General features: G+C 57.1%; 17 protein-coding genes and 4 tRNA genes. 14 read left to right on the top strand and 7 right to left on the bottom strand.

Translation table 11 applies throughout. The features are described from left to right. Positions 1–63: 63 nt before the first annotated feature. Both EHN06_RS12615 and EHN06_RS12610 read right to left on the bottom strand, forming a co-directional pair. Positions 64–1872, bottom strand: coding sequence for a glycerophosphodiester phosphodiesterase family protein (locus EHN06_RS12615; protein WP_127332910.1), 1809 nt, complete (start codon positions 1870–1872; stop codon positions 64–66). A 37-nt stretch (positions 1873–1909) separates the two neighbouring features. Further along, complete coding sequence (locus tag EHN06_RS12610; protein WP_127332909.1) at positions 1910–3781, bottom strand: LTA synthase family protein; 1872 nt, start codon at positions 3779–3781, stop codon at positions 1910–1912. A gap of 168 nt (positions 3782–3949) precedes the next feature. Here EHN06_RS12610 and EHN06_RS12605 point away from each other — a divergent pair, with 168 nt between their 5' ends. After that, on the top strand, positions 3950–4765 hold the full coding sequence (locus tag EHN06_RS12605) for a hypothetical protein (protein WP_127332908.1): 816 nt from the start codon (positions 3950–3952) through the stop codon (positions 4763–4765). A 9-nt stretch (positions 4766–4774) separates the two neighbouring features. On the opposite strand, the gene EHN06_RS12600 is transcribed toward EHN06_RS12605, so the two are convergent. Together EHN06_RS12600 and EHN06_RS12595 are read right to left on the bottom strand one after the other, a co-directional pair. Further along, positions 4775–5500: a UDP-2,3-diacylglucosamine diphosphatase gene (locus EHN06_RS12600; RefSeq protein WP_127332907.1), complete on the bottom strand. Its 726-nt coding sequence runs from the start codon at positions 5498–5500 to the stop codon at positions 4775–4777. Further along, the gene (locus EHN06_RS12595) at positions 5497–6006 is read right to left on the bottom strand and encodes a peptidylprolyl isomerase (protein WP_127332906.1); all 510 of its coding nucleotides are present in this window, start codon (positions 6004–6006) and stop codon (positions 5497–5499) included. Before EHN06_RS12595 ends, EHN06_RS12600 begins: the two co-directional genes overlap by 4 nt. A 138-nt stretch (positions 6007–6144) precedes the next feature. On the opposite strand from EHN06_RS12595, the gene EHN06_RS12590 reads away from it, so the two are divergent. From EHN06_RS12590 to EHN06_RS12580, 3 genes are all read left to right on the top strand, one after another. After that, complete coding sequence (locus EHN06_RS12590) at positions 6145–7824, top strand: glutamine--tRNA ligase/YqeY domain fusion protein (protein WP_127332905.1); 1680 nt, start codon at positions 6145–6147, stop codon at positions 7822–7824. Further along, on the top strand, positions 7821–9203 hold the full coding sequence (cysS, locus tag EHN06_RS12585; RefSeq protein ID WP_127332904.1) for a cysteine--tRNA ligase: 1383 nt from the start codon (positions 7821–7823) through the stop codon (positions 9201–9203). Before EHN06_RS12590 ends, cysS begins: the two co-directional genes overlap by 4 nt. 96 nt (positions 9204–9299) lie before the next feature. Next, positions 9300–11480 carry a malate synthase G gene (locus EHN06_RS12580; protein ID WP_127332903.1) on the top strand — a complete coding sequence of 727 codons (2181 nt, stop codon included), beginning with the start codon at positions 9300–9302 and terminating at the stop codon, positions 11478–11480. A gap of 102 nt (positions 11481–11582) precedes the next feature. Here the strand turns inward: EHN06_RS12580 and folD are convergent, their stop codons facing one another. Continuing rightward, a complete protein-coding gene (folD, locus tag EHN06_RS12575; RefSeq protein ID WP_127332902.1) occupies positions 11583–12440 on the bottom strand; it encodes a bifunctional methylenetetrahydrofolate dehydrogenase/methenyltetrahydrofolate cyclohydrolase FolD in 858 nt (285 codons plus the stop codon). Positions 12441–12671: 231 nt separating this feature from the next. On the opposite strand from folD, the gene EHN06_RS12570 reads away from it, so the two are divergent. From EHN06_RS12570 to EHN06_RS12525, 10 genes are all read left to right on the top strand, one after another. Next, positions 12672–12748, top strand: a tRNA-Pro gene (locus tag EHN06_RS12570). Positions 12749–12780: 32 nt separating this feature from the next. Next, positions 12781–12857 (top strand) — tRNA-Arg (locus EHN06_RS12565). Between the two features lie 90 nt (positions 12858–12947). Beyond that, positions 12948–13023: transfer RNA gene (locus EHN06_RS12560), tRNA-His, on the top strand. A gap of 79 nt (positions 13024–13102) precedes the next feature. After that, a tRNA-Leu gene (locus EHN06_RS12555) sits at positions 13103–13187 on the top strand. 221 nt (positions 13188–13408) lie between these two features. Then, positions 13409–14713 (top strand): trigger factor, encoded by a 1305-nt coding sequence (tig, locus tag EHN06_RS12550; RefSeq protein WP_127332901.1) that lies wholly within the window; start codon positions 13409–13411, stop codon positions 14711–14713. A gap of 170 nt (positions 14714–14883) precedes the next feature. After that, the gene (clpP, locus tag EHN06_RS12545) at positions 14884–15519 is read left to right on the top strand and encodes an ATP-dependent Clp endopeptidase proteolytic subunit ClpP (RefSeq protein WP_127332900.1); all 636 of its coding nucleotides are present in this window, start codon (positions 14884–14886) and stop codon (positions 15517–15519) included. A 76-nt stretch (positions 15520–15595) separates the two neighbouring features. Next, on the top strand, positions 15596–16879 hold the full coding sequence (gene clpX / locus EHN06_RS12540; protein WP_127332899.1) for an ATP-dependent Clp protease ATP-binding subunit ClpX: 1284 nt from the start codon (positions 15596–15598) through the stop codon (positions 16877–16879). A 167-nt stretch (positions 16880–17046) separates the two neighbouring features. Further along, the gene (lon, locus tag EHN06_RS12535; protein WP_127332898.1) at positions 17047–19464 is read left to right on the top strand and encodes an endopeptidase La; all 2418 of its coding nucleotides are present in this window, start codon (positions 17047–17049) and stop codon (positions 19462–19464) included. 238 nt (positions 19465–19702) lie between these two features. Further along, positions 19703–19975: an HU family DNA-binding protein gene (locus EHN06_RS12530; protein WP_027832426.1), complete on the top strand. Its 273-nt coding sequence runs from the start codon at positions 19703–19705 to the stop codon at positions 19973–19975. 197 nt (positions 19976–20172) lie between these two features. Continuing rightward, entirely contained in the window at positions 20173–22029 is a 1857-nt protein-coding gene (locus EHN06_RS12525) for a SurA N-terminal domain-containing protein (RefSeq protein ID WP_127332897.1), read from the top strand. 63 nt (positions 22030–22092) lie between these two features. Here EHN06_RS12525 and EHN06_RS12520 read toward each other — a convergent pair whose 3' ends face one another. Together EHN06_RS12520 and pulA are read right to left on the bottom strand one after the other, a co-directional pair. After that, positions 22093–22521, bottom strand: a complete 429-nt coding sequence (locus tag EHN06_RS12520) for a hypothetical protein (RefSeq protein ID WP_127332896.1) — start codon at positions 22519–22521, stop codon at positions 22093–22095. A 69-nt stretch (positions 22522–22590) separates the two neighbouring features. Then, the gene (gene pulA / locus EHN06_RS12515; RefSeq protein WP_127332895.1) at positions 22591–25755 is read right to left on the bottom strand and encodes a pullulanase-type alpha-1,6-glucosidase; all 3165 of its coding nucleotides are present in this window, start codon (positions 25753–25755) and stop codon (positions 22591–22593) included. Positions 25756–25876: the final 121 nt, after the last annotated feature.

Raw genomic sequence — 25876 nt, 5'->3', positions numbered from 1 at the left:
ATTTGAGTAAAGGGGGCCACATTGGCGTGGTCAAGTCCGGTTTGTATGAATGCCCCAAGCCACTTACCGCATCCAATTGCGGAGTTTGATGGCAAGCAGTTCCGCATCGGACAGGGTGTCCCGCTCCCGCAGCAGTCTGGCCAGTACGTCAGGCCGGTCGGTAATGATGTTATCAACCCCCATATCCACAAACCGTGACATCGCCACTGGCTGGTTGACGGTCCATACGTGAAGCTCATTGCCGTCGCGGTGAGCCCTGGCCACCGCAGCCGGGGTGGCGCGATTCATGCGCAACCCCAGGATGTCGTAATTGTCTTCCCACAGCGGCCCTATCACAAACTGGGCCAGCAGGGCCGTTTCGAGGTCGGGTTCCAGTTGCCTGACTTCCTGCAGGGTAGCCCAGTCCGCGGCGGCGACCACGGTCCCCTCCACAAAGTGCTTGTCCTGCAGAAGCTTGACGACAGCCTGTGTCAGGTGGGGGGTATTGCGGTCGGGCTTCAGGTCTACGAACAGGCCGGCGCGGTCGCGAACCGATTCTATCGCCTGGGCAAGGGTGACTATGCGCTCATCCATGAAGGCGCTGTCGAACCAGCTGCCAGCGTCCCGGTGGCGGATTTCGTCGTAGGTCACGTCACTGATGCGCTCCTCCAGGCCAAATACGCGGCTCATGTCGGAGTCGTGCCAGAGTACAGGGACACCATCCGCGGTGATCTGCACGTCGATCTCGATAAAGTCAGCGCCGTCCCTGATCGCCTGCTCTATCGCGCTGAGCGTGTTTTCAGGCGCTTTGAAAGCACTGCCCCGGTGTGCGGTGATTGTGACCTGTTCCCGCTGGCCCAGGGAATCCACGACGAACCACGCCTGGGATAACGCCAGGATGACCACCAGGGCCTCCGCAATCCATGCCTTGGGACCCGCGTTGTCCGGCACCGGGTAGCGAAGCGGTGGCTCCGATGTCGATGGCCCTTGGTCGTTTGCCCGGTGGTACAGGCTGACAATGAACGCGCCATAAGCAGCGGTGCCAAAGAAGGTGACCGCGATACCAATAAGGATGTAGCTGGCGATGAAAACAAGGATGACGGGCACCAGTATGTCGGTCCGGTCGGGAAGGATGGCGAACAGCGCCGTGGCGATGTGATCAAATGCAAGGGTGACCAGAACCGGCAGCAGAAGCAGCAGGGTCAGCCCGGAAATCAGGACGCCGGTGGCATGCCCCCGGTGGCCACGGGTCAGACGAGTACTTTCGCGTAACGCCTTCAGGGGGGTGAGGTTTTGCAACATCAGGCACGGTACGGCCAGTATCCAGCGCAGGTAAAGGGTGCCGTTGCAGACCACCAGGCCGGACAGGAAAAGGGCGGCGCAGGCAGTGAACCACCACAACTCCGGCGGCTTCTCCAGGCGTAACAGGTAGGGATCGTATGACGCCAGCAGCCATGCCCACGCCAACCCGACAGCAGCCAGGAAGGGCAGTGCAATCAGCAGGTGGGTGACAACCTGGGTGACGGTTAACCAAAATAGTGCAGGGCCCTTGCGCGCCATTCCCCAGAGCGCGCTCAAGGCGGTTCGGTAATGCCGGTGTGGTGGCGACGCTGCGATCAAGGTCATGCCGGCCTGCTGTAGCAGGATGACCAGAACAGTGAGATGGAGAGTCACCACCACCCAGACCAGCCCCCCGGGAGAAATCAGGAACTCGAGAATCCCGCCGGTGCTGACGGCGGCCTGGCCGGTGACCGGTTTCAGGGATGCCAGCGCCCAGGTTATCACCGGGGTGAACACCGCCATGGCCAGGCCTGAAAAAAACAGGTAAAAGGTCAGGAGGGCCCGGCGCCGGGTGTGCAGGGTATTCAGTGTGCCGGTAATCAGTGTTTTCATGGTTCACGGACGTTCAGGACGCTGAATGTGTCTCGGGTCAGTCTTCTGTCGGCTCCATGTCAGTGGCATTCTCGAACAGTGCCAGCCGGTCTTCCAGTGACAGGAACGGTGGCTCATCGGTTTCCCGGAAGCTGCCAAACATGCGTTTCGGATCGAACGACCAGGAAGTGCAGCGGGTCAGCATTTCGGTACAGGACAGCAACTGACCGCTCTCACGAAGGAAATACTTGAGCCCGGTGTACGTATCCGCCAGCAGGATATCCCGTCGCTTGCGATCGTTGGAAACCAGCAGGCTGCGGCCAATCATATCCCCTGCCTGATCACCATGACCGGTGGCGTCCAGGATGGTCAGAGGAATGTCCAGTTGAGCGGTGATGGCGTCGCGGCTGGTATAGCGGGCCAGACCCTGTTGCTCGGGAGGGCGGACTGCCAGCGCTCCCAGATTGCTGTTGAGGGGCAGGGTCTCATGGTCCGTGCGCACAAAGCCCCCGGACTCGTCAGAGGTCAGGATCACCAGGGTGTTGTCGAGGGTGCCTGCGGTTTCGAGTGTCTCCAGAAATTTTCCCAGGGTTTTCTCCATCACCCTCATGGCCTTTCTGCGGGCTTCCTGTGGCTTCACCATGTCGGCCTCCCCGGCCTCGTCCCCGTTTATGGCGCGATCCGTCTCCATTTCCTCTTCAATTTCTTTCTCAGCTTCCTCGCCAATCTTGAAGGGGTGATGGGTGCCCACATTCAGCAGGGTGACGAACCACGGCGAGGCGTGTTGGTCCAGCGCCTGCAGGCGGGTGGCAACGTCGACGAAGTACTCGGGGTCCGGTGGTCCCCAGCCCGCAATATCCTCTTCGTTGGAAAAGTGTTCGGCGCCGGTCACATCCATGAAGCCCGCTCTGGGCATGAACTCGTCTTTTTTCATATAGTGGATCGGTGCAGCCTGCCAGTAGGCGGTGTGGTAACCCTGGGCCTTCAACTTACCGGGCAGGCAGTCCGGATTCGCCCGTTCCTCGGCCACATCCTGCATTTTTGTCGAGGGACGACGGAAATCCGGATAACGTCCGCAAATGATGGTGAAGGTGCCCCGGTCCGTCTGACGTTCCATACTCAGCGTGTTGCGATAAATCCTGAACCCCCGATCTTTCAGGAGACCTTCCAGGTGTTCGAGCCTGACCGTGGGCTCCAGCCCATGATACTGGCTGATGCTGGGGAAGTAGCCGCCGGACAATCCTTCGATCATGATCAGCAACACATTCGGATTATTGGTCACAGGACGCGACGTGATCTGCTGGTGGAAGAAATTGGTACGGGCTTCCAGGCTGTCATCCGCTTCCACGGCTTCATCGCCAATCTCGGTACCGACCGGGTTGATGATGGCGCCGGGTATCTGGGCGAAAGAGCTCGCCACCACGTTATTGGCGGGCGTTGTCAGGCTCGGGAACGCCAGGGTATACGCCAGCACCACAACGAGCGCCGAGGTGACCAGCGCGGTGAATCCCTTCGGAGGCTTGGGCACCAGTGCACGATGGGTACGGTGGAGAACCCAAGTAAAGGCGATGTAGGTAGGCAGCAGAAACAGGTAAACGTTAATCAGGCTGCCGGTAATAAAGGTGGGGTCTATGCCCTTGCCGGCAAAAGCCAGCTGAAACAGGGTGCCATGGGTCGCCAGGTGCATGCCCGCAACGTAGACTGCGCTGCCCAGCAGGATGACCAGCACTGCGCGTGAGGCGCCGCTGGTGATGGTGAGCAAAACCCCGAGAATGAACGCGCCGGCGAGATCGCTACCCAGGGCACCAAGGGGGTTGGGCCAGACTCCGCTCTGGAGGATATGAGCGCCCCGCACCAACAGAACCCAGATGAAGGCAAGCACTACGGTTAGCAGAAAACGACGATCCGTGAGGACCGTTAAAACTCTCATTGGGTGGGCTTTCCTGTGTAAAGTGTCTTTGTACAGTATGCTTGAGAGTTCTCCAGCTTCAACTGTTTGTCTGTGCCGGGCCGTTTTATGTAACAGAATTAATTCGGCCCGTCGGGTTCGATGGTTAAATAATGGTGGCGACTGGTTTTCAAAAGAAGGGGTGAGGTCGTGCGCACGTTAGTGATCGGCCTGCTGCTGGGGTTTGCCATTCTGCTGCTGGTGGATGAGGTGACCCGGCGGGAAGATGGGCTGCAGTTGTCTCTTACCGAGGCCGAGCTGGCGTGGATCGGCACGCAGGTGTTTGAGAATGAATGCGCCGGCCGGTGGGAATGCCTGGTGCACTGGAACGAGGGCGAAGCGTTTCCGTCTCTTGGCATCGGACATTTCATCTGGTATCCGGAGGGCGTCAGCGAACGATTTGTAGAGAGCTTTCCGGCGCTGGTGGCCTTTATGAAAGAGCGCTCTGCGCCGGTGCCGGAGTGGCTCGGGCAGGCCGCGCCCTGGCCGGACCGGGATGCCTTCCACCGTCTCGCAGACGGTGCCCGGGTTGAAGCGCTGCGGCGCTTCCTTGCGGAAACCAAGGGGCTTCAGGCGGAATTTATCCTGCAGCGGGCCAGGGCTTCAATAACGGACGTTATCGCGGCGTCTCCGAAAGAAGAGCGGTCACACATCCGGGAGCGCCTGGCTGCGTTGATCGCCACGCCGGGTGGCGCATACGCAGTGCTGGATTATGTGAACTTCAAGGGAGAAGGGCTGTCCCCGGACGAAACCTATCGCGGAGAAGGTTGGGGGCTATTACAGGTATTACGCGGGATGTCTGGACCAGTGGATAGTCGGGTACTGGAGCGGTTTCGTGAGGCTGCCGCAGCAGTACTGACCCGGCGGGCCAACAATGCCAGTAACCCCATCGAGAAAGAGCGCTGGCTACCTGGTTGGCTCAAGCGGCTCGATACTTATCGGGAACCGCCTGAGTCCACATTGTAACCACCAGTCTTAAAGCGGCTGTTTGTCCAGTACGGGTTCCTTGCCCGGCTCGACGGTCAACCACCACATATGCTTGTCCCAGTCGCCCAGCACAATGCGACGGGCGGGCTTGCCATTGGCTTCCAGCGGATGCTCAGCGGGGCGATGGGTGTGGCCGTGGATCAGGCGTTGCACGCCATGTTCTTCCATGATCTTGACGACTTCTTCCGGGGTCACGTCCATGATGAACTCTTCCTTGCCCTGATTCTTCGCCATGCTGATTTCCCGTAACTGGCGGGCCATCTGCTGGCGGTCTTCCAGGGGGCGCTGGAGAATCATCTGTTGCCACTGTGGATTGCGCATGTTCTCGCGGAATTTCTGGTATTCCACATCGGCGGTGCACAAGCTGTCACCGTGCATCAGCAGGGTGGGGGTGCCGTAAAGATCCACGACGGTTGGGTCGTCCAGCAGTGTGGCGCCTGCGCGGGCACAAAAGTCTTCGCCAATCAGGAAGTCGCGGTTACCGTGCATCAGGAAAATGGCGGTGCCCCTGTCGCTGAGGGCTTTCAAGGCCTGGGCAACCTGTTCCTGCAGAGGGGTGCGTTCATCGTCCCCGATCCAGGCCTCAAAGAAATCCCCCAGGATATAGAGTCGCTCCACACCCCGGGCACGATTTTCCAGAAATCCGAGAAACGCGTCAGTGATGTCCGGTCTGGATTCTTCCAGGTGAAGGTCGGAAATGAACAGCGTGGTCACGCTGCGCCTCCGTCTCCGACTACCTCCGCCTTTTCGATCACCACGTCTTCGGCGGGAACGTCCTGATGGCCGGCGCGCATGGTGGTCCGTACCGCGCGGATGGCATTCACGGTGTCCATGCCGTCAACAACCTTACCAAATACACAGTAGCCCCAGCCTTCTGCATTCTTTGCGGTGTGGTCCAGAAAGCCGTTGTTTTCGACGTTGATAAAAAACTGGGCTGTCGCGGAGTGCGGGTCCATGGTGCGGGCCATGGCCACTGTGCCTTGCATGTTGCTGAGCCCGTTGTCTGCCTCATTCTGGATCGGCTCCCGGGTTTTACGTGGTGTCATGCCCGGCTCGAAGCCGCCGCCCTGTACCATGAAGTTGCTGATGACACGATGAAAAATCAGCCCATCATAGAAGCCGTCACGCACATACTGCTCGAAATTCCTGGCGGTTTCCGGGGCTTTTTCGTAGTCCAGTTCCAGTGTGATGTCACCGTGGGAGGTTTTCAGCAGAATCATCAGGATTTCCTGTTCAGAAAGTTGAAAGTCATTAGAAAGACTATTGTACTGAAGAGTTTCTGTGTGTGCATGAGTTAGGGCAGTATTTATGAGTATAATACGCGGTTTCAGATTCACTCCCTTTTAACTAGAGAACCTATGAGCGCCGAGTCGAAGAAAGCCCATAACTTTATCCAGAGCCTGATCGAAGACGCGATCGCCAAAGGCGAACACACCGGCCAGGTAGTGACACGGTTCCCGCCGGAGCCGAACGGCTACCTGCACGTCGGCCATGCCAAGTCTATATGCCTGAATTTTGGTATTGCCGACACCTTTGGTGGTGTGTGCAACCTGCGTTTTGATGACACCAATCCCGAGAAGGAATCCCAGGAGTACATTGATGCCATCAAGCAGGATGTGGAGTGGCTGGGCTACACCTGGGGCGGCGAGGTCCGTTATGCCTCCGATTACTTCGATGCCATCTATGACTTTGCCGAAGAGTTGATTACAAAGGGCAAGGCGTATGTCTGTGCGCTGACAGCGGACCAGATGGCTGAATTTCGTGGTTCTCTAAAGACTCCGGGCAGGGACAGTCCTTATCGGGATCGACCGATTGAAGAAAGCCTCCGGCTGTTCCGTGATATGCGCGACGGCAAATACAAGAATGGCGAGCTGGTGCTGCGGGCCAAGATTGATATGGCGTCCCCCAATATCAACCTGAGGGACCCGATCCTGTACCGCATCCGCTACGCGGAACACCACCAGACCGGTGACAAGTGGTGCATCTACCCAATGTACGACTTCACTCATCCGATTTCCGATGCCCTGGAAGGGGTAACTCACTCCCTGTGCACGCTGGAGTTTGAGGATCATCGCCCGCTCTACGACTGGGTGCTGGAGAATATTACCGCACCGTGTCAGCCGCGGCAGATTGAATTCGCCCGGTTGAACCTGAACTACACCATTACCTCCAAGCGCAAGCTAAAGCGTCTGGTGGACGAAGGTTTTGTGGATGGTTGGAATGATCCGCGCATGCCCACCATTTCCGGCATGCGTCGCCGTGGCTATACGCCGGAGTCCATCCGCACCTTCTGTGACATGATCGGTGTTAACAAAGCCGGCGGTACCGTGGATGTGGGCATGCTTGAACATGCCATCCGTGAGGATCTGAATACCCGTGCGCCCCGTGCCATGTGCGTGATGCGTCCGCTGAAGGTGACCCTGACCAATTACCCGGCGGACCAGACCGAAACCCTGGTGTTGCCGGTTCATCCGCAGAACCCGGATATGGGGGAGCGGGAGGTGACCTGGAGCCAGACGCTCTATATCGACCGCGAAGACTTCGTCGAAGAGCCGCCCCGTAAGTGGAAGCGGCTGGCGCCGGACCAGGCGGTTCGCCTGCGTGGCGGGTACGTCATGACCTGTCGCGAGGTTGTCCGGAACGACAGCGGTGAAATCGTCGAGCTCAAGTGCGAATACGATCCGAATACCCTGGGCGTGAACCCGGAAGGCTACAAGCCGAACGGGGTTGTCCACTGGGTATCTGCCACGGACAGTGTTGAGGTCGACATCAATCAGTATGACCGGCTGTTTAATCACGAATCCCCGGACAGCGACAAAGACGGCGATTTCGTCGACCATATCAATCCGGAGTCTCTGATACGCCTGAGCGGTGCCCGTGTTGAGAAAGGGCTGGCGGAGCCCCGTACGGATCTGCCGTACCAGTTTGAGCGTGAAGGTTATTTCTTCTATGACCAGGAGCAATCCGCAAGCGCCGGCCGTCCTGTGTTCAATCGTACCGTCACGCTTCGTGATTCCTGGGGTAAGGGGGGCAAGTGATTCGTATACACAACACGCTCACGCAGCAAAAGGAAGAGTTCAAACCCATCGAGCCGGGCAAGGTGCGCATGTATGTATGCGGCATGACCGTGTACGACTACTGCCACCTGGGCCACGCCCGGGTGCTGGTGGCTTTTGATGTGATCACCCGTTACCTTCGCCATCGCGGATATGACGTGCACTACGTGCGCAACATTACCGATATAGATGACAAGATCCTGCGCCGGGCAGATGAAACCGGGGAAGTTTATACCGACTTGACCGAGCGCATGATCGCGGCGATGCATGAGGACGAGGCCCGTCTGGGCGTGCTCTCGCCCACGGAAGAGCCTCGTGCTACCGCTTATATTGATGAAATCATTGCCATGATCCACAAGCTGGTCGCCAGCGGCCACGCCTATGCAGCGGATAATGGAGATGTCTACTTTGCTGTCGAGTCATATAAAGACTACGGCAAGCTTAGCAAGAAAAAGCTGGAAGACCTGGTCGCCGGTGCTCGCGTGGATGTGCAGGAAGCCAAGCGCAGCCCTGCGGATTTTGCCCTGTGGAAAGCGGCGAAGCCGGGTGAAGTGAGCTGGGAATCCCCCTGGGGGGATGGTCGGCCGGGTTGGCACATCGAGTGTTCAGCGATGTCCAACTGCTGCCTGGGTGAAACCTTCGATATCCACGGTGGCGGGCCGGACCTGCTGTTCCCGCACCACGAAAACGAAATCGCCCAGTCCGAGTGCGCCAATGGCCAGACATTCGTGAACACCTGGATGCACGCCGGTGCCATTCGGGTGAACAAGGAGAAGATGTCCAAGTCCCTGGGTAACTTCTTCACCATCCGCGAGATACTGGAGAAGTACCCGCCGGAGATCGTGCGTTACTTCCTGGTGTCCAGTCACTATCGCAGTCAGGTGGATTATTCGGAAGAGAGTCTGGCGGAGGCCGGTCGCACTCTCACGAAGCTTTATCATGCCCTGCGTGGGGTCATCCCGGCCAAGGATGTGGCGGAAACCGAGCACGACAAACGCTTTGAAGAGGTTATGGATGATGATTTCAACACGGCCGGAGCCATAGCCGTGCTCCACGCTGTGGCCAATGAAATCAATCAGCACCGTCGTGAAGGCAAGGATGAGGAGGCCAGGCAGTCTGCGGCCGTGCTGGTCCGTCTCGGCGGTGTGCTGGGACTCCTGCAGCAGGACCCTGAAGCCTTCTTCCAGGCGGACACCGGGGGAGAGCTGACTGCGGAGGAGATCGAGGCCATGATCCAGGCCCGGGCGGCAGCACGCAAGGCGAAAAACTTCGCCGAAGGTGATCGTATCCGCGACGAACTGGCAGAGAAAGGCATCATTCTTGACGATTCTCGTGAAGGAACGACGTGGCGCCGGGGCTGACCTTGTACGGAATTTCACGTACAATCCGGCGCTCACTTTGGAACAACTCCCCGTGTCAGAGGGAGTCGGGAAATTAACCCACTGAGGCAGACAACGATGACAGAACGCGTACAAGTCGGCGGCATTCAGGTCGCGAAGAATCTGTATGATTTCGTGAACAACGAAGCGATTCCGGGAACCGGAGTTGATGCAGACAAATTCTGGGCTGAATTCGACAAGATCGTGAACGAGCTGGCGCCGCGTAACCGCGAACTGCTGGCCAAGCGCGATGCGATTCAGGAAAAGATGGACAGCTGGAACCGTGACCATAAGGGTCAGAAGCTGGACATGGCCGAGTACAAATCTTTCCTGAAAGACATCGGCTACCTGGTGGACGAGCCGGGCGAGTTCAAGATCTCTACATCCAACGTGGACCCGGAAGTAGCCACCATGGCTGGCCCGCAGCTGGTGGTTCCGATCATGAACGCCCGTTTCGCGCTGAACGCCGCCAATGCCCGTTGGGGCAGCCTGTACGACGCGCTGTACGGCACTGATGCCATCTCCGAAGAGGGCGGTGCGGACAAGGGGCGTGGTTACAACCCGGTGCGTGGCGCCAAGGTTATCGAATGGGCCCGCAACCTGCTGGACAGCTCCGCGCCGCTGGCTTCCGGCAGCCACAAGGATGCCGCCAAATACCTGGTTGAGGGTGGCAAGCTGGTCGTCAAGCTGCAAAACGGCGAAACCACCGGCCTGAAAGACGAAGCCGGCTTTGTTGGTTACACCGGTGCCGCTGATGCGCCCACTGGTGTGCTGCTGGTCAAGAACGGCATGCACTTCGAGATCCAGATCGACGCCAGCCACCCGATCGGCAAGGACGATGGCGCCAATGTGAAGGACGTGCTGATGGAGTCCGCGCTGACCACCATCATGGACTGTGAGGATTCCGTTGCCGCCGTGGATGCCGATGACAAGGCGCTGGCCTATCGCAACTGGCTGGGCCTGATGAAGGGTGATCTGCAGGAAACCTTCGAAAAGGGTGGTGAACAGCTGACCCGTAAGATGAATGCTGATCGCAGCTACACCGCACCTGACGGAGGCGAGCTGAGCCTGAAAGGTCGCAGCCTGATGTTCATCCGTAACGTGGGTCATCTGATGACCAACCCGGCGGTCCTGCTGAAAGATGGTAACGAGATTCCGGAAGGTCTGATGGACGGCCTGATCACATCTCTGATCGCCATTCACGATCTGAAGGGCAACGGCAAGTTCCAGAACAGCACCACCGGCTCCATGTACATCGTGAAGCCGAAGATGCACGGCCCGGAAGAGGTGGCGTTCACCAACGAATTCTTCGGTCGTGTTGAGGATGCTCTCGGCCTGCCGCGCTTTACCCTGAAAGTCGGCATCATGGACGAAGAGCGTCGTACCACCGTCAACCTGAAAGCCTGTATCCACGCTGCCAAGGAACGTGCGGTGTTCATCAACACCGGCTTCCTGGATCGCACCGGTGACGAGATCCACACCTCCATGGAGCTGGGTCCGTTCATTCGTAAGGGTCCGATGAAGCAGGCGACCTGGATCAACGCCTACGAACAGTGGAACGTGGACATCGGTCTGGAAACCGGTTTCCGTGGTGTGGCACAAATTGGTAAGGGCATGTGGGCCATGCCGGACCTGATGGCCGGCATGCTGGAGGCCAAGATCGGTCACCCGAAGGCTGGCGCCAACACCGCGTGGGTGCCGTCCCCGACCGCCGCTACCCTGCACGCGACCCATTACCACCAGGTATCGGTAGCGGATGTCCAGAAAGAGCTGGAAAGCCGCGCTCGCGCCAACCTGGACGACATTCTGACCGTGCCGGTCATGGACGATCCCAACTCGCTGTCCGCTGAAGAGATTCAGCAGGAACTGGACAACAACGCCCAGGGCATCCTTGGTTACGTTGTACGCTGGATCGATCAGGGCGTTGGTTGTTCCAAGGTGCCGGACATCAACGATGTGGGCCTGATGGAAGATCGTGCGACCCTGCGGATTGCTTCCCAGTTGCTGTCCAACTGGCTGTACCATGGTATTTGCTCCGAGGAGCAGATCATGGAAACCATGAAGCGCATGGCCGCGGTAGTGGACAAGCAGAACGCCGCTGACCCGGCATACCGCCCGATGGCCGGAAACTTTGACGACAGCATTGCCTTCCAGGCAGCGCTGGATCTGGTACTGAAGGGCCGCGAGCAGCCGAACGGCTACACCGAGCCGCTTCTGCACGCATACCGCCTGAAGGCGAAGGCCAAGTACGGTCAGTAAGGCTTCAGGAGCGTAAAAAAGCCCCGCTTTCGAGCGGGGCTTTTTTGTGGGGGCGCCTTCAACGAGGTGTCGGATTACGGCTGCGCCTAATCCGACAACAGTTCAGTCTTTATGCAACACATTCGCCGCATACAGGGTGTTCTCCAGCAGCGTCGCAATGGTCATCGGCCCCACGCCACCCGGTACCGGCGTAATATAGGCAGCCCGTTCCGCTGCGGCCTCAAAGTCCACATCACCGCGCAACTTGCCGTCTTCCATGCGATTGATGCCCACGTCAATCACCGTGGCGCCAGGTTTCACCCATTCGCCTTTGATCAGGCCGGGTATCCCCACAGCGGCAACCAGTATATCGGCTTCGCTCACAAACTTTTCCAGGTTCGGGGTGAAGCGGTGACAAACGGTGGTCGTGGCGCCTTTCAACAGCAGTTCCATGCTCATCGGACGGCCAACAATATTGGATGCGCCGACAATAACCGCGTGCTGGCCTTTGTAAGGTGTGTCGATGCTGTCCAGCAGGGTAATCACGCCTGCCGGTGTGCAGGGGCGCAAAGCCGGTTTGCGTTGCATCAGGCGACCAATGTTGTAGGGATGGAAGCCGTCCACGTCCTTGTCGGGACGAATCTTGACCAGAATGGGGTCTGCGTCAAGGTGGTCTGGCAGAGGCAGCTGCACAAGAATGCCGTCTACGGCCGGGTTCTCGTTGAGCTCTTCTACCAGTGCCTCCAGGGACTCCTGGGAGGTGTCTGCCGGAAGGTCATAGGACAGGGACAGAATGCCTGCCTCGTCGCATGCCTTGCGTTTGTTGCCTACGTATACCTGTGAGGCAGCGTCGTTGCCGACCAGAACCACAGCAAGCCCCGGGGCTCTCATTCCTTGCTGTTTCCGGGCTTCCACGCCGGCGGCAACCTGCTGGCGAACCTTGGCGGCAATCTCTTTTCCATTAATCAGTTTGGCGCTCATGTCTATGTCTTGTCGGTTGGGCAAAAATGAAGGCTGCGCATTGTCTCATGCTTCCGCCAGAACTCCAATTGGCCACATGCCTGAGTTGCCGGTCAGGGGAACTTATTCCGGCAGCATCGGTCACCTAATTCGTTGCCGCCTCAATCAATTTTCAAATCCATGTTGACGGCAGGGGCCGGCGCCGGTAATATGCGCGCCAACTTTGCTGAGGCACTTGTTGTTCAGTTCAGACGGGGTATAGCGCAGTCTGGTAGCGCGCCTGCTTTGGGAGCAGGATGTCGGGAGTTCGAATCTCTCTACCCCGACCACTTTCTGGATATTCAGGTGGGCGAACGGTCAAGCGCCCGTAGCTCAGCTGGATAGAGCATCCGCCTTCTAAGCGGATGGTCGCAGGTTCGAGTCCTGCCGGGCGCGCCATAAAGTCGTGGGCTTGGTCCGCGCCGGAGTCGCCGAACCAGCAAAGTTTAAGTGAGTAGATGTGAGTGCCGAAAGGCATGTCCCGATGTGGTGGACGTAGCTCAGCTGGTAGAGCTCAGGATTGTGACTCCTGCGGTCGAGGGTTCGAACCCCTTCGTCCACCCCACTTTTCTTTCAGGCTTGATTTCCGCGTTTGTTGAGTTTCATGATGACAGTTGGTCATCGGTAATTCTTCAATCTGTTGTGCGAGAGTGGCGGAACTGGTAGACGCGCTGGATTTAGGTTCCAGTGGGGCAACCCGTGAGAGTTCGAGTCTCTCCTCTCGCACCACCCCTTTCTTTTTTTCGTTTTTGTCCCCACTTCTCTAGATAACAAAGCCCCGATGTGGTCGCAATCGCTGAAAGTGACTGTGACAGGTGATTCTCTCGGTGGGGCAAACCGTGATAAACTACCTGCTTTTAATTTTCGGTCCTTCTGCGAGAACCCCTTCGGGAACGGACTTTTAGGTTTAATTTCATTCACATACTGAACCTGTAATTTGAGGATCCTCCATGCAAGTGTCTGTTGAAACGACCTCCAACATCGAGCGTCGCATGACGATTGGTGTGCCCGCCCAGGAAATTGACCAGGCGGTTCAGAAACGCCTGCAGGAAACGGCCCGTACTGTGCGCCTGAACGGTTTCCGTCCGGGTAAGGTGCCCATGAGCGTGGTCAAGCGTCGTTTCGGTGCCAGTGTTCGCCAGGAAGTCGTTGGCGAGGTCATGCGTGATACCTACATCAAGGCACTGCAAGAGCAGGACATCAATCCGGCCGGCTGGCCGAAGCTTGAGCCGACCGTGATGGAAGAGGGCAAGGACCTGGAGTTCGTTGCCACATTCGAAGTGCTGCCGGAAATCGAACTGGGCGACCTCAGCAAGATCTCTGTTGAGAAGCTGACGTCCGAGATTACCGACAAGGATATCGACAACATGATCGATAACCTGCGTCGTCAGCAGGCCACCATGAAGGAAGTCAAGCGCAAGTCCAAGAACAAGGACGTCGTGACTATCGACTTCAAGGGCTTCATCGATGGCGAGGAGTTTGAAGGTGGCGCGGCTGAAGGGCATCGCCTGACCCTGGGCTCCGGTCAGATGATCCCGGGCTTCGAGAAGGGCATTGTCGGCGGTAAGGCCGGCGAGGAACTGGAAATCGAGGTGACCTTCCCGGACGACTACCAGAATGAAGACCTGGCAGGTAAGCCGGCCAAGTTCGAAATCAAGATTCACAAGGTTGAAGAGCCCCAACTGCCTGAATTGAATCAAGAGTTCTTCAAGAATTTCGGCATTGAGGCCGAAGACGAAGCCACTTTCCGTGAGGAAGTGAAGAAGAACATGGAGCGTGAGCTCAAGCAGGCGGTATCGAACAAGGTCAAGAACGACGTGGTTGATGGCCTGCTGGAAACCACCGAGCTTGATGTTCCGACTGCTCTGGTTGATCAGGAAATTGATCGCCTGCGTCAGGACGCCGTTCAGCGCTTCGGCGGCCAGGTTGATTTCCAGCAGCTGCCCAAGGAAATCTTTGAAGAGCAGGCCAAGCGTCGCGTGAAGACTGGTCTGCTGTTCCAGGAAGTGGTCAAGAAGAACGACCTGAAAGCCGATCCGGCCAAGGTTGACGAAAAGATCCAGGAGATCGCGTCAACGTATGAGCAGCCTGAGGAAGTGGTTGCCCATTTCAACAGCAACCCTGAGCAGAAGTCACAAATTGAGTCTTCCGTACTGGAAGATCAGGTTGTTGACCATGTGCTTGAGCAGGCCCAGGTCAAAGAGAAAAAGGTCAAGTACGAAGAGGCCGTTCAGGCTGGTCAGCCTCAGCGCTGATCACCTCGGGGCTTAAAATCGGGCCCTGTTGGCCGAAAAGGGAAAACAGCCGGCATGTCCGGCTGTTTTCATCTTGGCCCGGTGCTGGCAAAGTATGCAGGGTGTAGAACACTGATAACGCAGTGGCCTGAGGCCACGACCCCATTGTCCAGAAGGAGTTCAGGCACATCATGACGCAAAAACCTATTGATGGTCCCGCAATGGTAACCAGTTCCGGTCTGGTTCCGATCGTTATTGAGCAAACCGCTCGTGGTGAGCGTTCTTTTGATATCTACTCCCGGTTGCTCAAAGAGCGGGTGATCTTCATGGTGGGCCCGGTTGAGGACCACATGGCCAACCTGATCGTGGCGCAGCTGTTGTTCCTGGAGTCCGAGAACCCGGACAAGGACATCCATCTTTATATCAACAGCCCCGGTGGTTCGGTGACTGCGGGTATGTCCATCTACGACACCATGCAGTTCATCAAGCCGGATGTCGCCACGCTGTGCGTAGGTCAGGCTGCCAGCATGGGGGCATTCCTGTTGGCCGGTGGCGCTGAGGGCAAGCGCGCGTGTTTGCCGAATTCCCGGGTGATGATTCACCAGCCGCTGGGCGGTTATCAGGGGCAGGCAACGGACATCGAGATCCACACCCGTGAGATTCTGAAGATCCGCCAGACCCTGAATACTCTCCTTGCTCACCACACGGGGCAGGACCTTGATACCATTGCCAAGGACACGGATCGCGACAATTTCATGGATCCGCAGCAGGCAAAGGACTATGGCCTGATTGATTCTATACTTGATAAGCGCGTACCGAATAAATAATACTGAAGGTAATCGCATCATCCTTGGCCGGCGTATTAGCCAGTAACGCCGGCAAACCAAGATCAGAGGTATTTCAATGGCAGATGAAAGAAACGGCAGGGGCGACGATAACGGCAAGTTGCTCTACTGCTCGTTTTGTGGAAAGAGCCAGCATGAAGTCCGTAAGCTCATTGCAGGGCCCTCGGTGTTCATCTGCGACGAGTGCGTTGACCTGTGCAATGACATTATCCGTGAAGAGATTCAGGAGAGTACGCAGGAAGAGGCCAGTGATCGTCTGCCGACACCTGCTGAAATCCGCGATACCCTGAACGAATACGTCATTGGTCAGGATCGTGCGAAGGTTGTGCTTTCGGTCGCGGTCTATAACCACTACAAGCGCCTGAGATATGGCGAGGGCAAGGCAGAGGTAGAGCTCGGCAAGAGTAATATTTTGCTGATCGGTCCGACTGGTAGCGGTAAGACCCTGCTCGCCGAGACCCTGGCTCGCATGCTCAATGTACCATTCACCATTGCAGACGCGACCACGCTGACAGAAGCAGGTTACGTTGGCGAAGATGTTGAGAACATCATTCAGAAGCTGCTGCAGAAGTGCGATTATGACGTGGACAAGGCCCAGCGCGGTATTGTCTACATCGATGAGATCGATAAGATCTCCCGCAAGTCTGATAACCCGTCTATTACCCGGGATGTATCCGGGGAGGGCGTGCAGCAGGCACTGCTGAAACTGATTGAGGGCACGGTTGCTTCAGTTCCGCCCCAGGGTGGCCGGAAGCATCCCCAGCAGGAGTTCCTGCAGGTAGACACGGGTAATATGCTGTTTATCTGTGGTGGTGCCTTTGCTGGCCTGGACAAGGTGATCCAGGAGCGCTCCGAGCGTAGCAGCATTGGTTTTTCTGCCACGGTTAAAAGCCCGGATGACACCAAGAACACCGGCGACATCATCAAGGATGTTGAGACCGAGGATCTGGTGAAGTATGGCCTGATTCCGGAATTTGTTGGTCGTCTGCCGGTAGTGGCAACACTGACCGAGCTGGATGAAGATGCGCTGGTTCAGATCCTGACCGAGCCGAAGAACGCTCTGACCAAGCAGTATCAGAAGCTGTTCGACATGGAAGGTGTGGAGCTGGATTTCCGTGAGGATGCGCTACGGGCCGTTGCCCGCAAGGCCATGATACGGAAAACCGGTGCCCGCGGGCTGCGCTCCATTATGGAGGCGACTTTGCTGGACACCATGTACCAGATTCCTTCCGAACACGATGTCACCAAGGTGGTCATAGACGAGAGTGTTATCAGCGGTGATTCCGAGCCGTTCAAGATATACGCTGGTAATGATCACGCCAAAGCGGTTCCCGAGGACTGAATCAGTCACGTGGTTCCGTAAGTAATAAAAAGGGGCGGGAACGCCCCTTTTTATTCGTCTGTAACCCACTATTCCCGCCCTGTTTCGTTTCGTAAAAAGATTGCAATTTTTGCCGACGCCCCAATGATGGGTGATATGCTGAAAGAAACACCGTCAGAGGATTCCTTATGACCCGGATACCCGAAGAATCTGTGCAAGAATACCCGCTGCTCCCCCTCCGTGATGTGGTGGTGTTTCCGCACATGGTCGTTCCGCTGTTTGTGGGGCGCGAAAAATCCATCCAGGCGCTGGAAGCCGCAATGGAGGGCAGCAAGGAGATCCTGCTGGTTGCACAACGGGATGCCTCTACCGATGAGCCCGGCCCGGATGATGTGTTTGACATGGGCACGTTGGCGACCGTATTGCAGATGCTGCGCCTTCCGGACGGAACTGTGAAAGTTCTGGTTGAAGGCAATGCCCGCGCCACACTGAGTGGTATTGCCGAGGGCGATTACCTGTCCGGCAAAGCGGTCATACTGGATGAGGGCGCGCTGCCGGAGCGTGAAGAAGACGTTCTGGTCAAGACTCTTATGGATGAGTTTGAAAAGTACGTCAAACTGTCCAAGAAGGTGCCTTCCGAGGTCTCCAACGCATTGACCGGGATCACCGATGTTGAGCGCCTGGCCGACACCATGGCCGCTCACCTGGAAATGCGTATTCCGGAGAAGCAGGAACTGCTGGAGGCGCTGGATGTTCGCAAGCGCGTTGACCTGTTGCTGGGCAAGCTGGACGGTGAGATCGACCTGATCGAGGTCGAGAAGCGGATTCGTGGCCGTGTGAAGAAGCAGATGGAACGCAGCCAGCGTGAGTACTACCTGAACGAGCAAATGAAGGCTATCCAGAAGGAAATGGGTAACCTGGGTGAAGGTAACAACGACTTTGAAGAGCTGGAGCAGAAGCTGGAAGAAGCCGGGCTGCCGGAAGAGGCCTACAAGAAGACCGAGGCCGAGCTGAACAAACTGAAAATGATGTCTCCGATGTCAGCCGAGGCAACGGTGGTGCGTGGCTACATCGACTGGATGTTGGCAGTGCCCTGGAAAAAGCGCAGCCGCGTGCGTCACGATATCGAGAAGGCCCGTGAGATCCTTGATAAGGACCATTACGGTCTGGATGAGGTCAAGAAGCGCATTCTCGAGTATCTGGCGGTACAGAGCCGGGTGAAGAAGGTGAAGGGGCCGGTACTGTGTCTGGTGGGGCCTCCCGGGGTGGGTAAGACTTCCCTGGGGCAGTCCATTGCCCGTGCGACTAACCGCAAGTATACCCGCATGGCGCTCGGTGGCGTGCGTGATGAGGCGGAAATCCGCGGTCACCGCAAGACCTACATTGGCGCCTTGCCTGGCAAGTTGCTCCAGAAGCTGTCAAAGGTCGGGGTGAAGAACCCGCTGTTCCTGTTCGATGAAATCGACAAGATGGGTATGGACCATCGTGGTGATCCGGCATCGGCCTTGCTGGAAGTGCTGGACCCGGAACAGAACCACACCTTCAACGATCACTACCTGGAAGTCGACTACGATCTGTCAGACGTCATGTTCGTGTGTACCTCCAACTCCATGGACATCCCGTCGGCATTGCTGGATCGCATGGAAATTATCCGCATTCCGGGGTACACCGAGGACGAGAAGGTGAACATTGCCCTGCGCTACCTGCTGCCCAAGCAGATCAAGGCCAATGGGCTGCGCAAGGATGAGCTCACAATTCCTGAGGAGACGCTACGAGACCTGATTCGTTATTACACGCGAGAAGCCGGTGTGCGTAGCCTGGAGCGTGAGATTGCCAAGATCTGCCGCAAGGTGGTGCGTGAGCACGTTGAGAGTGGCGAAAAGGTCTCCGTGACCCTGACTCCGGAGATGCTGGAAGACTATTCCGGTGTCCAGCGGTTCAAGTACGGTCTGGCCGAGGAAACCAATCAGATTGGACAGGTGACCGGCCTGGCGTGGACTCAGGTTGGTGGCGAGCTGTTGACTATCGAGTGCGCCCTGACCAAGGGTAAGGGGCGTGTGGTGAAAACCGGCTCCCTGGGTGATGTCATGCAGGAGTCTATCCAGACCGCGCTTACAGTGGTCAGAAGCCGCGCTGCGGGCCTGGGAATCGCCGATGATTTCCATGAAAAACACGATCTGCACGTGCACGTTCCCGAGGGTGCAACCCCGAAAGATGGTCCAAGTGCCGGTATTGGCATGTGCACCGCGCTGGTTTCTGCATTAACCCAAATCCCGGTTCGGGCGGATGTCGCCATGACCGGTGAGATCACCTTGCGCGGCCGTGTCCTGCCGATCGGCGGGCTTAAGGAAAAGCTGCTTGCGGCCCATCGGGGTGGTATCAAGACCGTTATAATTCCTGATGAAAATGTTCGTGATCTCAAAGAGATACCAGATAATATCAAGGAATCCCTTGAGATCATTCCCGCCAAATGGATTGATGAAGTTCTGGACGTTGCACTGGCCTATGCGCCAGAGCCCAGAGAGGTGGACTCGTCCTCCGAAGCGGGTTCCGGGAAGCACCGGGACGACGATTCCGATACCGCCGAACGCATAAATACACATTAAAGACAGGATGAGTTGTTGACACGCCGGAGAGCCCATTGGTATAACTGTTTCGCCGTGAAGCAGCCAATACCAAGGGCTCCCGCGCAGTAAGTGCCTATTCCGAACACCGGTTAAGAACCGCAAGGAATAAGAAAACTGAAGAATGGAATTCTCTGACCGCTTATGCGATAGTCGAGAACGTCCGAGAAAAAACAAACCAACCTATAACATCTTCAACCTGAAATCGAAGGGGTTTAGTGTGAACAAGTCCGAACTAATCGATGCAATTGCAGAGTCCGCAGATATCTCCAAAGCCGCCGCTGGCCGTGCTCTGGACGCAATGACCACCTCCATTACCGGTGCCCTGAAAAAAGGCGATCAGGTTACTCTGATCGGTTTTGGCACTTTCTCTGTTAAAGAGCGTGCTGCCCGTACTGGTCGCAACCCGCAGACTGGTGCCGAGATCAAGATTCCGGCCTCCAAAGTGCCTGGGTTCAAGGCAGGTAAGGCCCTGAAAGACGCCGTTAAGTAAGCGGTTCTTTCTCTGACAGCGCCGGTCATGCGGGTGCTGTCGGAGCGGTTGGCCCGGGGTCAACTCCGACGCCATCCAGCTCCAGATGAATTCAAGGCGCATTCCGGACAGGATGCGCCTTTTTACGTTAAGCCTCTTAAATTTCACTATCTCACGACAAGAATCATCTCGACTTTGATCAGGGATCCGGGAGAAACATGCTTCAAGATATTCGGGAAAATGCCCAGGGCACCATTGCCAAAATCATCATCGGTCTATTGATCGTTTCACTCTCCATCTGGGGGATGGATGCAATCGTTGGTGGATTTTCCGGCGAGCCTGAAGTGGCTACCGTAAACGGAGAAGACATTACTGAGCGGGAGTTCCTGCGTGTGGTGCAGATGGAGAGCCAACGCCGGTTGTCTGAAATGGAAAACCCCGATCCCTCCCTGCTTAATGAGGACCAGATCCGCCAGGATGTACTCGAATCCCTGATCCGGGAGCAGGTACTGATCCAGGACGCCAACGCCCAGGGGCTGGAACTGTCAGACGCGGATATTGATTCGCTGATTACCCAGATGCCGCAGTTTCAGGTTGATGGCACCTTTAATCGTGACCGGTTTGTGGCCACGGTTCGCAATATGGGAATGGGCGTGGGTGAATTCCGTGAGGCGATGCGCAAACAGTACGTGGTGAACCAGATTCGTGCGGGCATTGCCCAGAGCGGTATGGTAACCGATGAAAACGTAGCCCAGTTGTTGCGCATCCAGAACCAGACCCGTGATTTCCGTGTGCTCACGCTGTCTGCCGATGAGGTGCGTGCAGACATTGAGGTGAGCGATGCCGAGATTGAAGGCTACTATCAGGAGAACATCGAGGATTACCGTCTTCCTGAGCGCGTAGACGCAGAGTACATCGCGCTCTCCCTGGAAACCCTGGCGGAAACCGTCAACGTCAGTGACGAGGAACTGGAGGCGTATTACGAGGAAAGGGCTTCAGAGCTTGCGAGCGAAGAGCGCCGCGCGGCCCATATCCTGATTGAGGATAGTGAGAACGCGTCAGAAACCCTATCCACCATTCAGGACAGGCTCGCCTCCGGTGAAGAGTTTGCGGATCTGGCTGAGGAGTTCTCTGCGGATGCCATGTCGGCGGCCGAAGGTGGAGATCTGGGTTTTGCCGGTCGCGGTATCTATGACGAGGCTTTTGAAGAGACCCTGTTTGCTCTTGAAAAGGGGGAGGTCTCAGAACCGGTGCAAACCGGCTTCGGTGTTCACCTGATTAAGCTTCTGGATGTACGCAAAGCCGATGTGCCGCCGCTTGAGGAGATGCGAGACGAGCTGCGCCGTGAATTGGCCCAGCGTCAGGCTCAGGAGCGTTTCGCGGAAGTGCGTACCCAATTGGCGGATTCCGCCTACGCGGCGGACGATCTCCAGGCGCCAGCGGAAGAGCTCGGGCTGGAAATCCGCGAAACCGAAGGCGTTACCCGGAATGGTGGGGATGCACCGTTTGACCACCCAGGCCTGGTTCGCCAGCTGTTCTCGGAGGATGTGCTGCAGGATCGCTTCAACACGGAGCTGATTGACGTCGGGGATAACGTATCCGTGGTTGCCCGTGTCAAGACGTTCTATGAAGCCGAGGAGCAGCCACTGGAGGCGGTGCGTGAGGATATCCGTACTGCGTTGCTGGAGCAGAAGACCCGGGAAGCCCTCAGAGAGCGGGCGGACTCGCTGATCGCCGAACTGGAATCCGGTGTAGCTGTCGAAGAACTGAGCGTTGGTGAATGGGACGTGTATACCGAGCAGCCTCGCACTGTATCTGGTGGCCTCGGCCAACAGCAGATTGCAGCCGCATTCTCTCTGGAACGTCCTCAGGAAGGCGAGGTGACCTACGGTAAGGCTCTTTCGGGTAACGGACTCTCAATTATCGCCCTGGATCAGGTCAACGAAGGTGAAATCACGGAAGGTGATGGTGAGCTGTCACAGCTGCGCCAATTCCTGTCCTCGATGGAGGGTCAGCGTGAGTATGCGGCTTACCAGCAGTATCTGAGGGAGCGGGCGGAAGTGTCACGGCCCTGATGGAGATTGGCAGGGACGAACCGAAAAAGCCCGGCAATTGCCGGGCTTTTCTTTAGTTATCTTTCAGTCCGCTTTCTTGATATATACCTGCGGTACCTCACCACGGGTGTCAAAATAGAAGCCATAAACGCCATTTTCCGGCGGCGTGAAGCGGAAGTTCTCGAACACCGCAGAGCAATTGGCGTTCACCGGTTCATCCAGTGTCACCACCTTGTCTTCCTTCTCGGACAGATACCCGCAATTGGTACCGGTACTCCAGTTTGCATCGCCAAACTTGAACTCGTATGGTTGGCCATCAGCTTTCAGTTCCACCTCTGTTCGGTACAGTCCGGAATCCACTTTGTTGACCTTGTACTCGGGCAGTGCATCCCACCAGGCGAATTGGCCTCGTAGATAGAGGCTGTCACTGTAATCCCGCTCGCCGCCCGTCGTTGCGCAGCCGGAGACGGTTATTGCAGAAGCCAGTGCCAGCGTTTTGATTGTTTTATTCATGGGGTTCTCCTTTGTTGTTGGGTCAGTGGCCGGCCCACATGCTGGCCACTGCGTTCTCTGCTCAAGGGATTATCGGGCGTAGATCGCTACAGACAGCGCGGGTACGGTGAACTCGCCCCCGCTGGTGCTGGCACCAGGGGTGGGGGAGGTTTCTGCGAGTACGCTGAAGGTGCCGGACAAACCGGTTTTAATGGTCTGGGCCTGAGCGTTACCGTTAATCAGTACAACCAGCTCTTCGTTGGCACCGTCCAGATCGGTAAGCCCTTTACTACCATCGTCGAGAAGGCTAAACGCCACCAGCCCCGGGATTTGGGAGGGGCCGGTATTCAGGAATCGCAGGCGCTCCTGGATGTCGGTCGCTGTCTGGAGGCGGAACAGTGGGCTGTTCTTGCGAATGGTGAGCAGCTTCCGCACCTGGGTGTTGGTGTACTGAATCGCCTCCGGAGTCGGGTTGGCGTTAGCACCGGCCCCCAGGATGACATCCTGGATCAGCGGCCAGTTGGCGCCATCTTTGTCCTGTCGGGGGAGTCCCCGGTTCCAGGCGGATGACTGGTAGCTGAAATCGACTTCATTGAACCAGTCCCCGGAGTCATAGCTGTCCCGTTCCATGGATTTGGAACGCAGCAATTCCGAGCCCATATGCAGGAACGGGATTCCCTGGCTCAGAATCGGGATGGACAGCCCCACAACCTGCATCTGCGCGCGTTGGTTAACGGTGGCGTCGTATGCAGTTTTGTACTGATTGTTGTCCCACAGGGTCTGGTTATCGTGTTTGGAGACGTAGTTGACGATTTCCTGCGGGTCGTCCGTGTAGCCTGCGTTCTGACCGTTATAATCTATTTCAGCGGCTGTTTTCAGGGTGCCGTCGGCGGTTTCAAAGCTATATCCTTGCAGGCTGCCGGCGATGCCGGCACGAATCCAGTCAGTGGTTTCCAGAAGACGGTTTTTCTCTGATGTCGCGCCGGAGTTCATGTCATTGGGGTAGGTATAGAGACCGTTACCGAAGCCCTGGTTGGCGCGGATGGCCTGCTCACTGTCGAATGGTCCACCGCCGCGAACAGCATCCCGGAGGCGGTCATTGAATGAGCCGATACCGGTGCCAGCCATATTGGACTGAATCGCGTTGACGCCCCGGGCATTGTTGGCGACTTCTCCGAAATTCCACGCTTCGCCGTAGAAGTAGGTGTCCGGATCAACCGCCCTGACGGCTTGCAGTGCGTTCTCCATGTTGCTCAGCATATGGTGCCCCATCAGGTCGAAGCGGAAGCCGGATATCTTGTAGTGTTCGGCCCAGGTAACCAGCGAGTCGACCATCAGCTTTTCCATCATCCGGTGTTCGGATGCCGTGTTTTCACAACAGGTGGAGTTTTCAACCGCCCCCGTCTCCGGGTTCTGTCGGTGGTAATAGCCTGGCACCAGCTTGTCCAGCACCGACTTGTTGGCCAGTCCGGAAGCATTGGTGTGGTTGTAGACCACATCCATCACCACATTCAGGCCCAGGTCGGTGGCGGCCTTGACCATCTCGCGGAATTCAAGCACACGTTGGGCGCCTGCCGGATCGGTGGCATAGCTGCCTTCAGGCACGGTGTAATGCACCGGATCGTATCCCCAGTTGAAGCTGTCCAGGTCCCTGAATGTGTTGTAAAGCGCCTGCGCATCGCCACTCATTGGGTCGAACGAAGCCAGGACAGAGCGAACCGTCTCACCGCTCTCGCAATGGGACGCATACTCGCTTGCGGCCTGGGCAGACAGGTCGCACAGCTGCGAGAAGTGATCGTCAATATTGACGATACCGGAGGTATCTTCATCTACTGTTGCGATGTCGAATGCCGGTAGCAGATGAAGATGGGTGACACCGGAATCCGCCATGGCTTTCAGGTGGGCAACGCTATGCACCGAGCCATCGGAGGGGAGCGTGAATGCTTTATATTTGCCTCGCAGCTCAGGACTGACCGTTTCATCCGTGGCGCTGAAATCCCTTACGTGGGCTTCATAGACCACCACGTCTTCAGGCGCCGCCATTGGTGGCGGCGTGAGCGTATCCCATCCCGGAGGTTGAAGTGAGGCGTCGTCAAGGTCTACCACCTGAGCGTACTGACCGTTGGTGGACAGGCTCAGGGCGTAAGGGTCCGATACCAGGGTGTTTTCAATGGCTTCGGTACGTGGGTGATAAACCGTGACTTCGTACTGGTAGTATTGCCGGTCCAACAGGGCGGTGTTACCGCTATGCCGCCAGACGCCGTCGGTATTGGTCATGATGGCCGGATATCCACTCAGTGCCTCGCCTGAGGCGTCGAAGGCGTGCAGGCGCACTCTGTGTGCGGTGGGCGCCCATACGGCAAAATCGACGTTGTCACCGTTTACCGTTGCACCCAGCACGCCGTCGTAGGCGTAGAGATCATCCAGTACACCGGGAATCTGAACTTGCGTGGCTAGCCGCAATTCATCATTGCTGTCGTAGGCAGCCGCAACCAGTTGGCCTTTCAGTGCCTGCTTGATCGTTGCGGTATCGGCGTTGACCTCATAGGCGGGCCAGTCTTTGAGGTGAGGAAACTGATCTTTCAGGCGCTCTGACAGCGTGGTTGCGCTCAGGGAAACAACCTTTCCGCCGATCAGTGATTCCGTGTTCGGATTAATGTTGATGGCTGCACGGCCATCGTAGCGAAGCTCGACCCGATTAAAGGCGGCGGCATCCCTGAAAACAAGGGTTGTCTCGTCCAGCCAGTGGGCCTGGGCGCCGTTGATGGCGATGGCTGCGGCTTCTATGGGGGCCGTGGAAAGTTCCGAGCTGCCGCTGAGTGTAAAGATGCGGTTGCCCAGCTCATCAAAGTGCCAACGATGGTCCAGGCCACCAATATCCTTCTCATCACCGTTGTGCATGATGAAGTTCAGGCAATTGCCGGCTTTCCGCATCGGAATGAAGTAGTAGGCGCCGTAGGTATCGCTGATGCCGTCTGGCAGTCGCGGGGACGACCATTCGGTGGCAACACCTTCGGCCAGACCGTCGCAGCCTGCAGCAGCATCATTCCAGAGATGCAGGCCCCAGCCGGAGTAGTTCTCGTCTGTGCGTTTGTAGTAAAGCAGTGCTTCGTTCTCACCCGGTTCCAGCAAGGTATCAGCCTGCTGGCCGCCGTTGTTATTGCCGGATGAGGGTGAGTCACTTCCATTGCAGCCGGTCAGTATTAGCGACAAGGCCAATACCCAGCAGCCTGCAACCAGTGTTTGCTCAGGCATAAGAAAATCCTCTTTTCCATTGTTTTTGTTTGGATGAAAGCCCGAAAGGGCCATGGTCATCGTTGCGCGGCAGGGCCGGAACCACATCCTTCAGCGGGCAATTTTCCGGGGCGTAGGTGAA

The sequence above is a fragment of the Marinobacter sp. NP-4(2019) genome, from assembly GCF_003994855.1.
GTDB lineage: Bacteria > Pseudomonadota > Gammaproteobacteria > Pseudomonadales > Oleiphilaceae > Marinobacter.
Note: the sequence above shows the minus strand (reverse complement) of the source record. Positions and strands in the feature narration are given on the sequence as shown.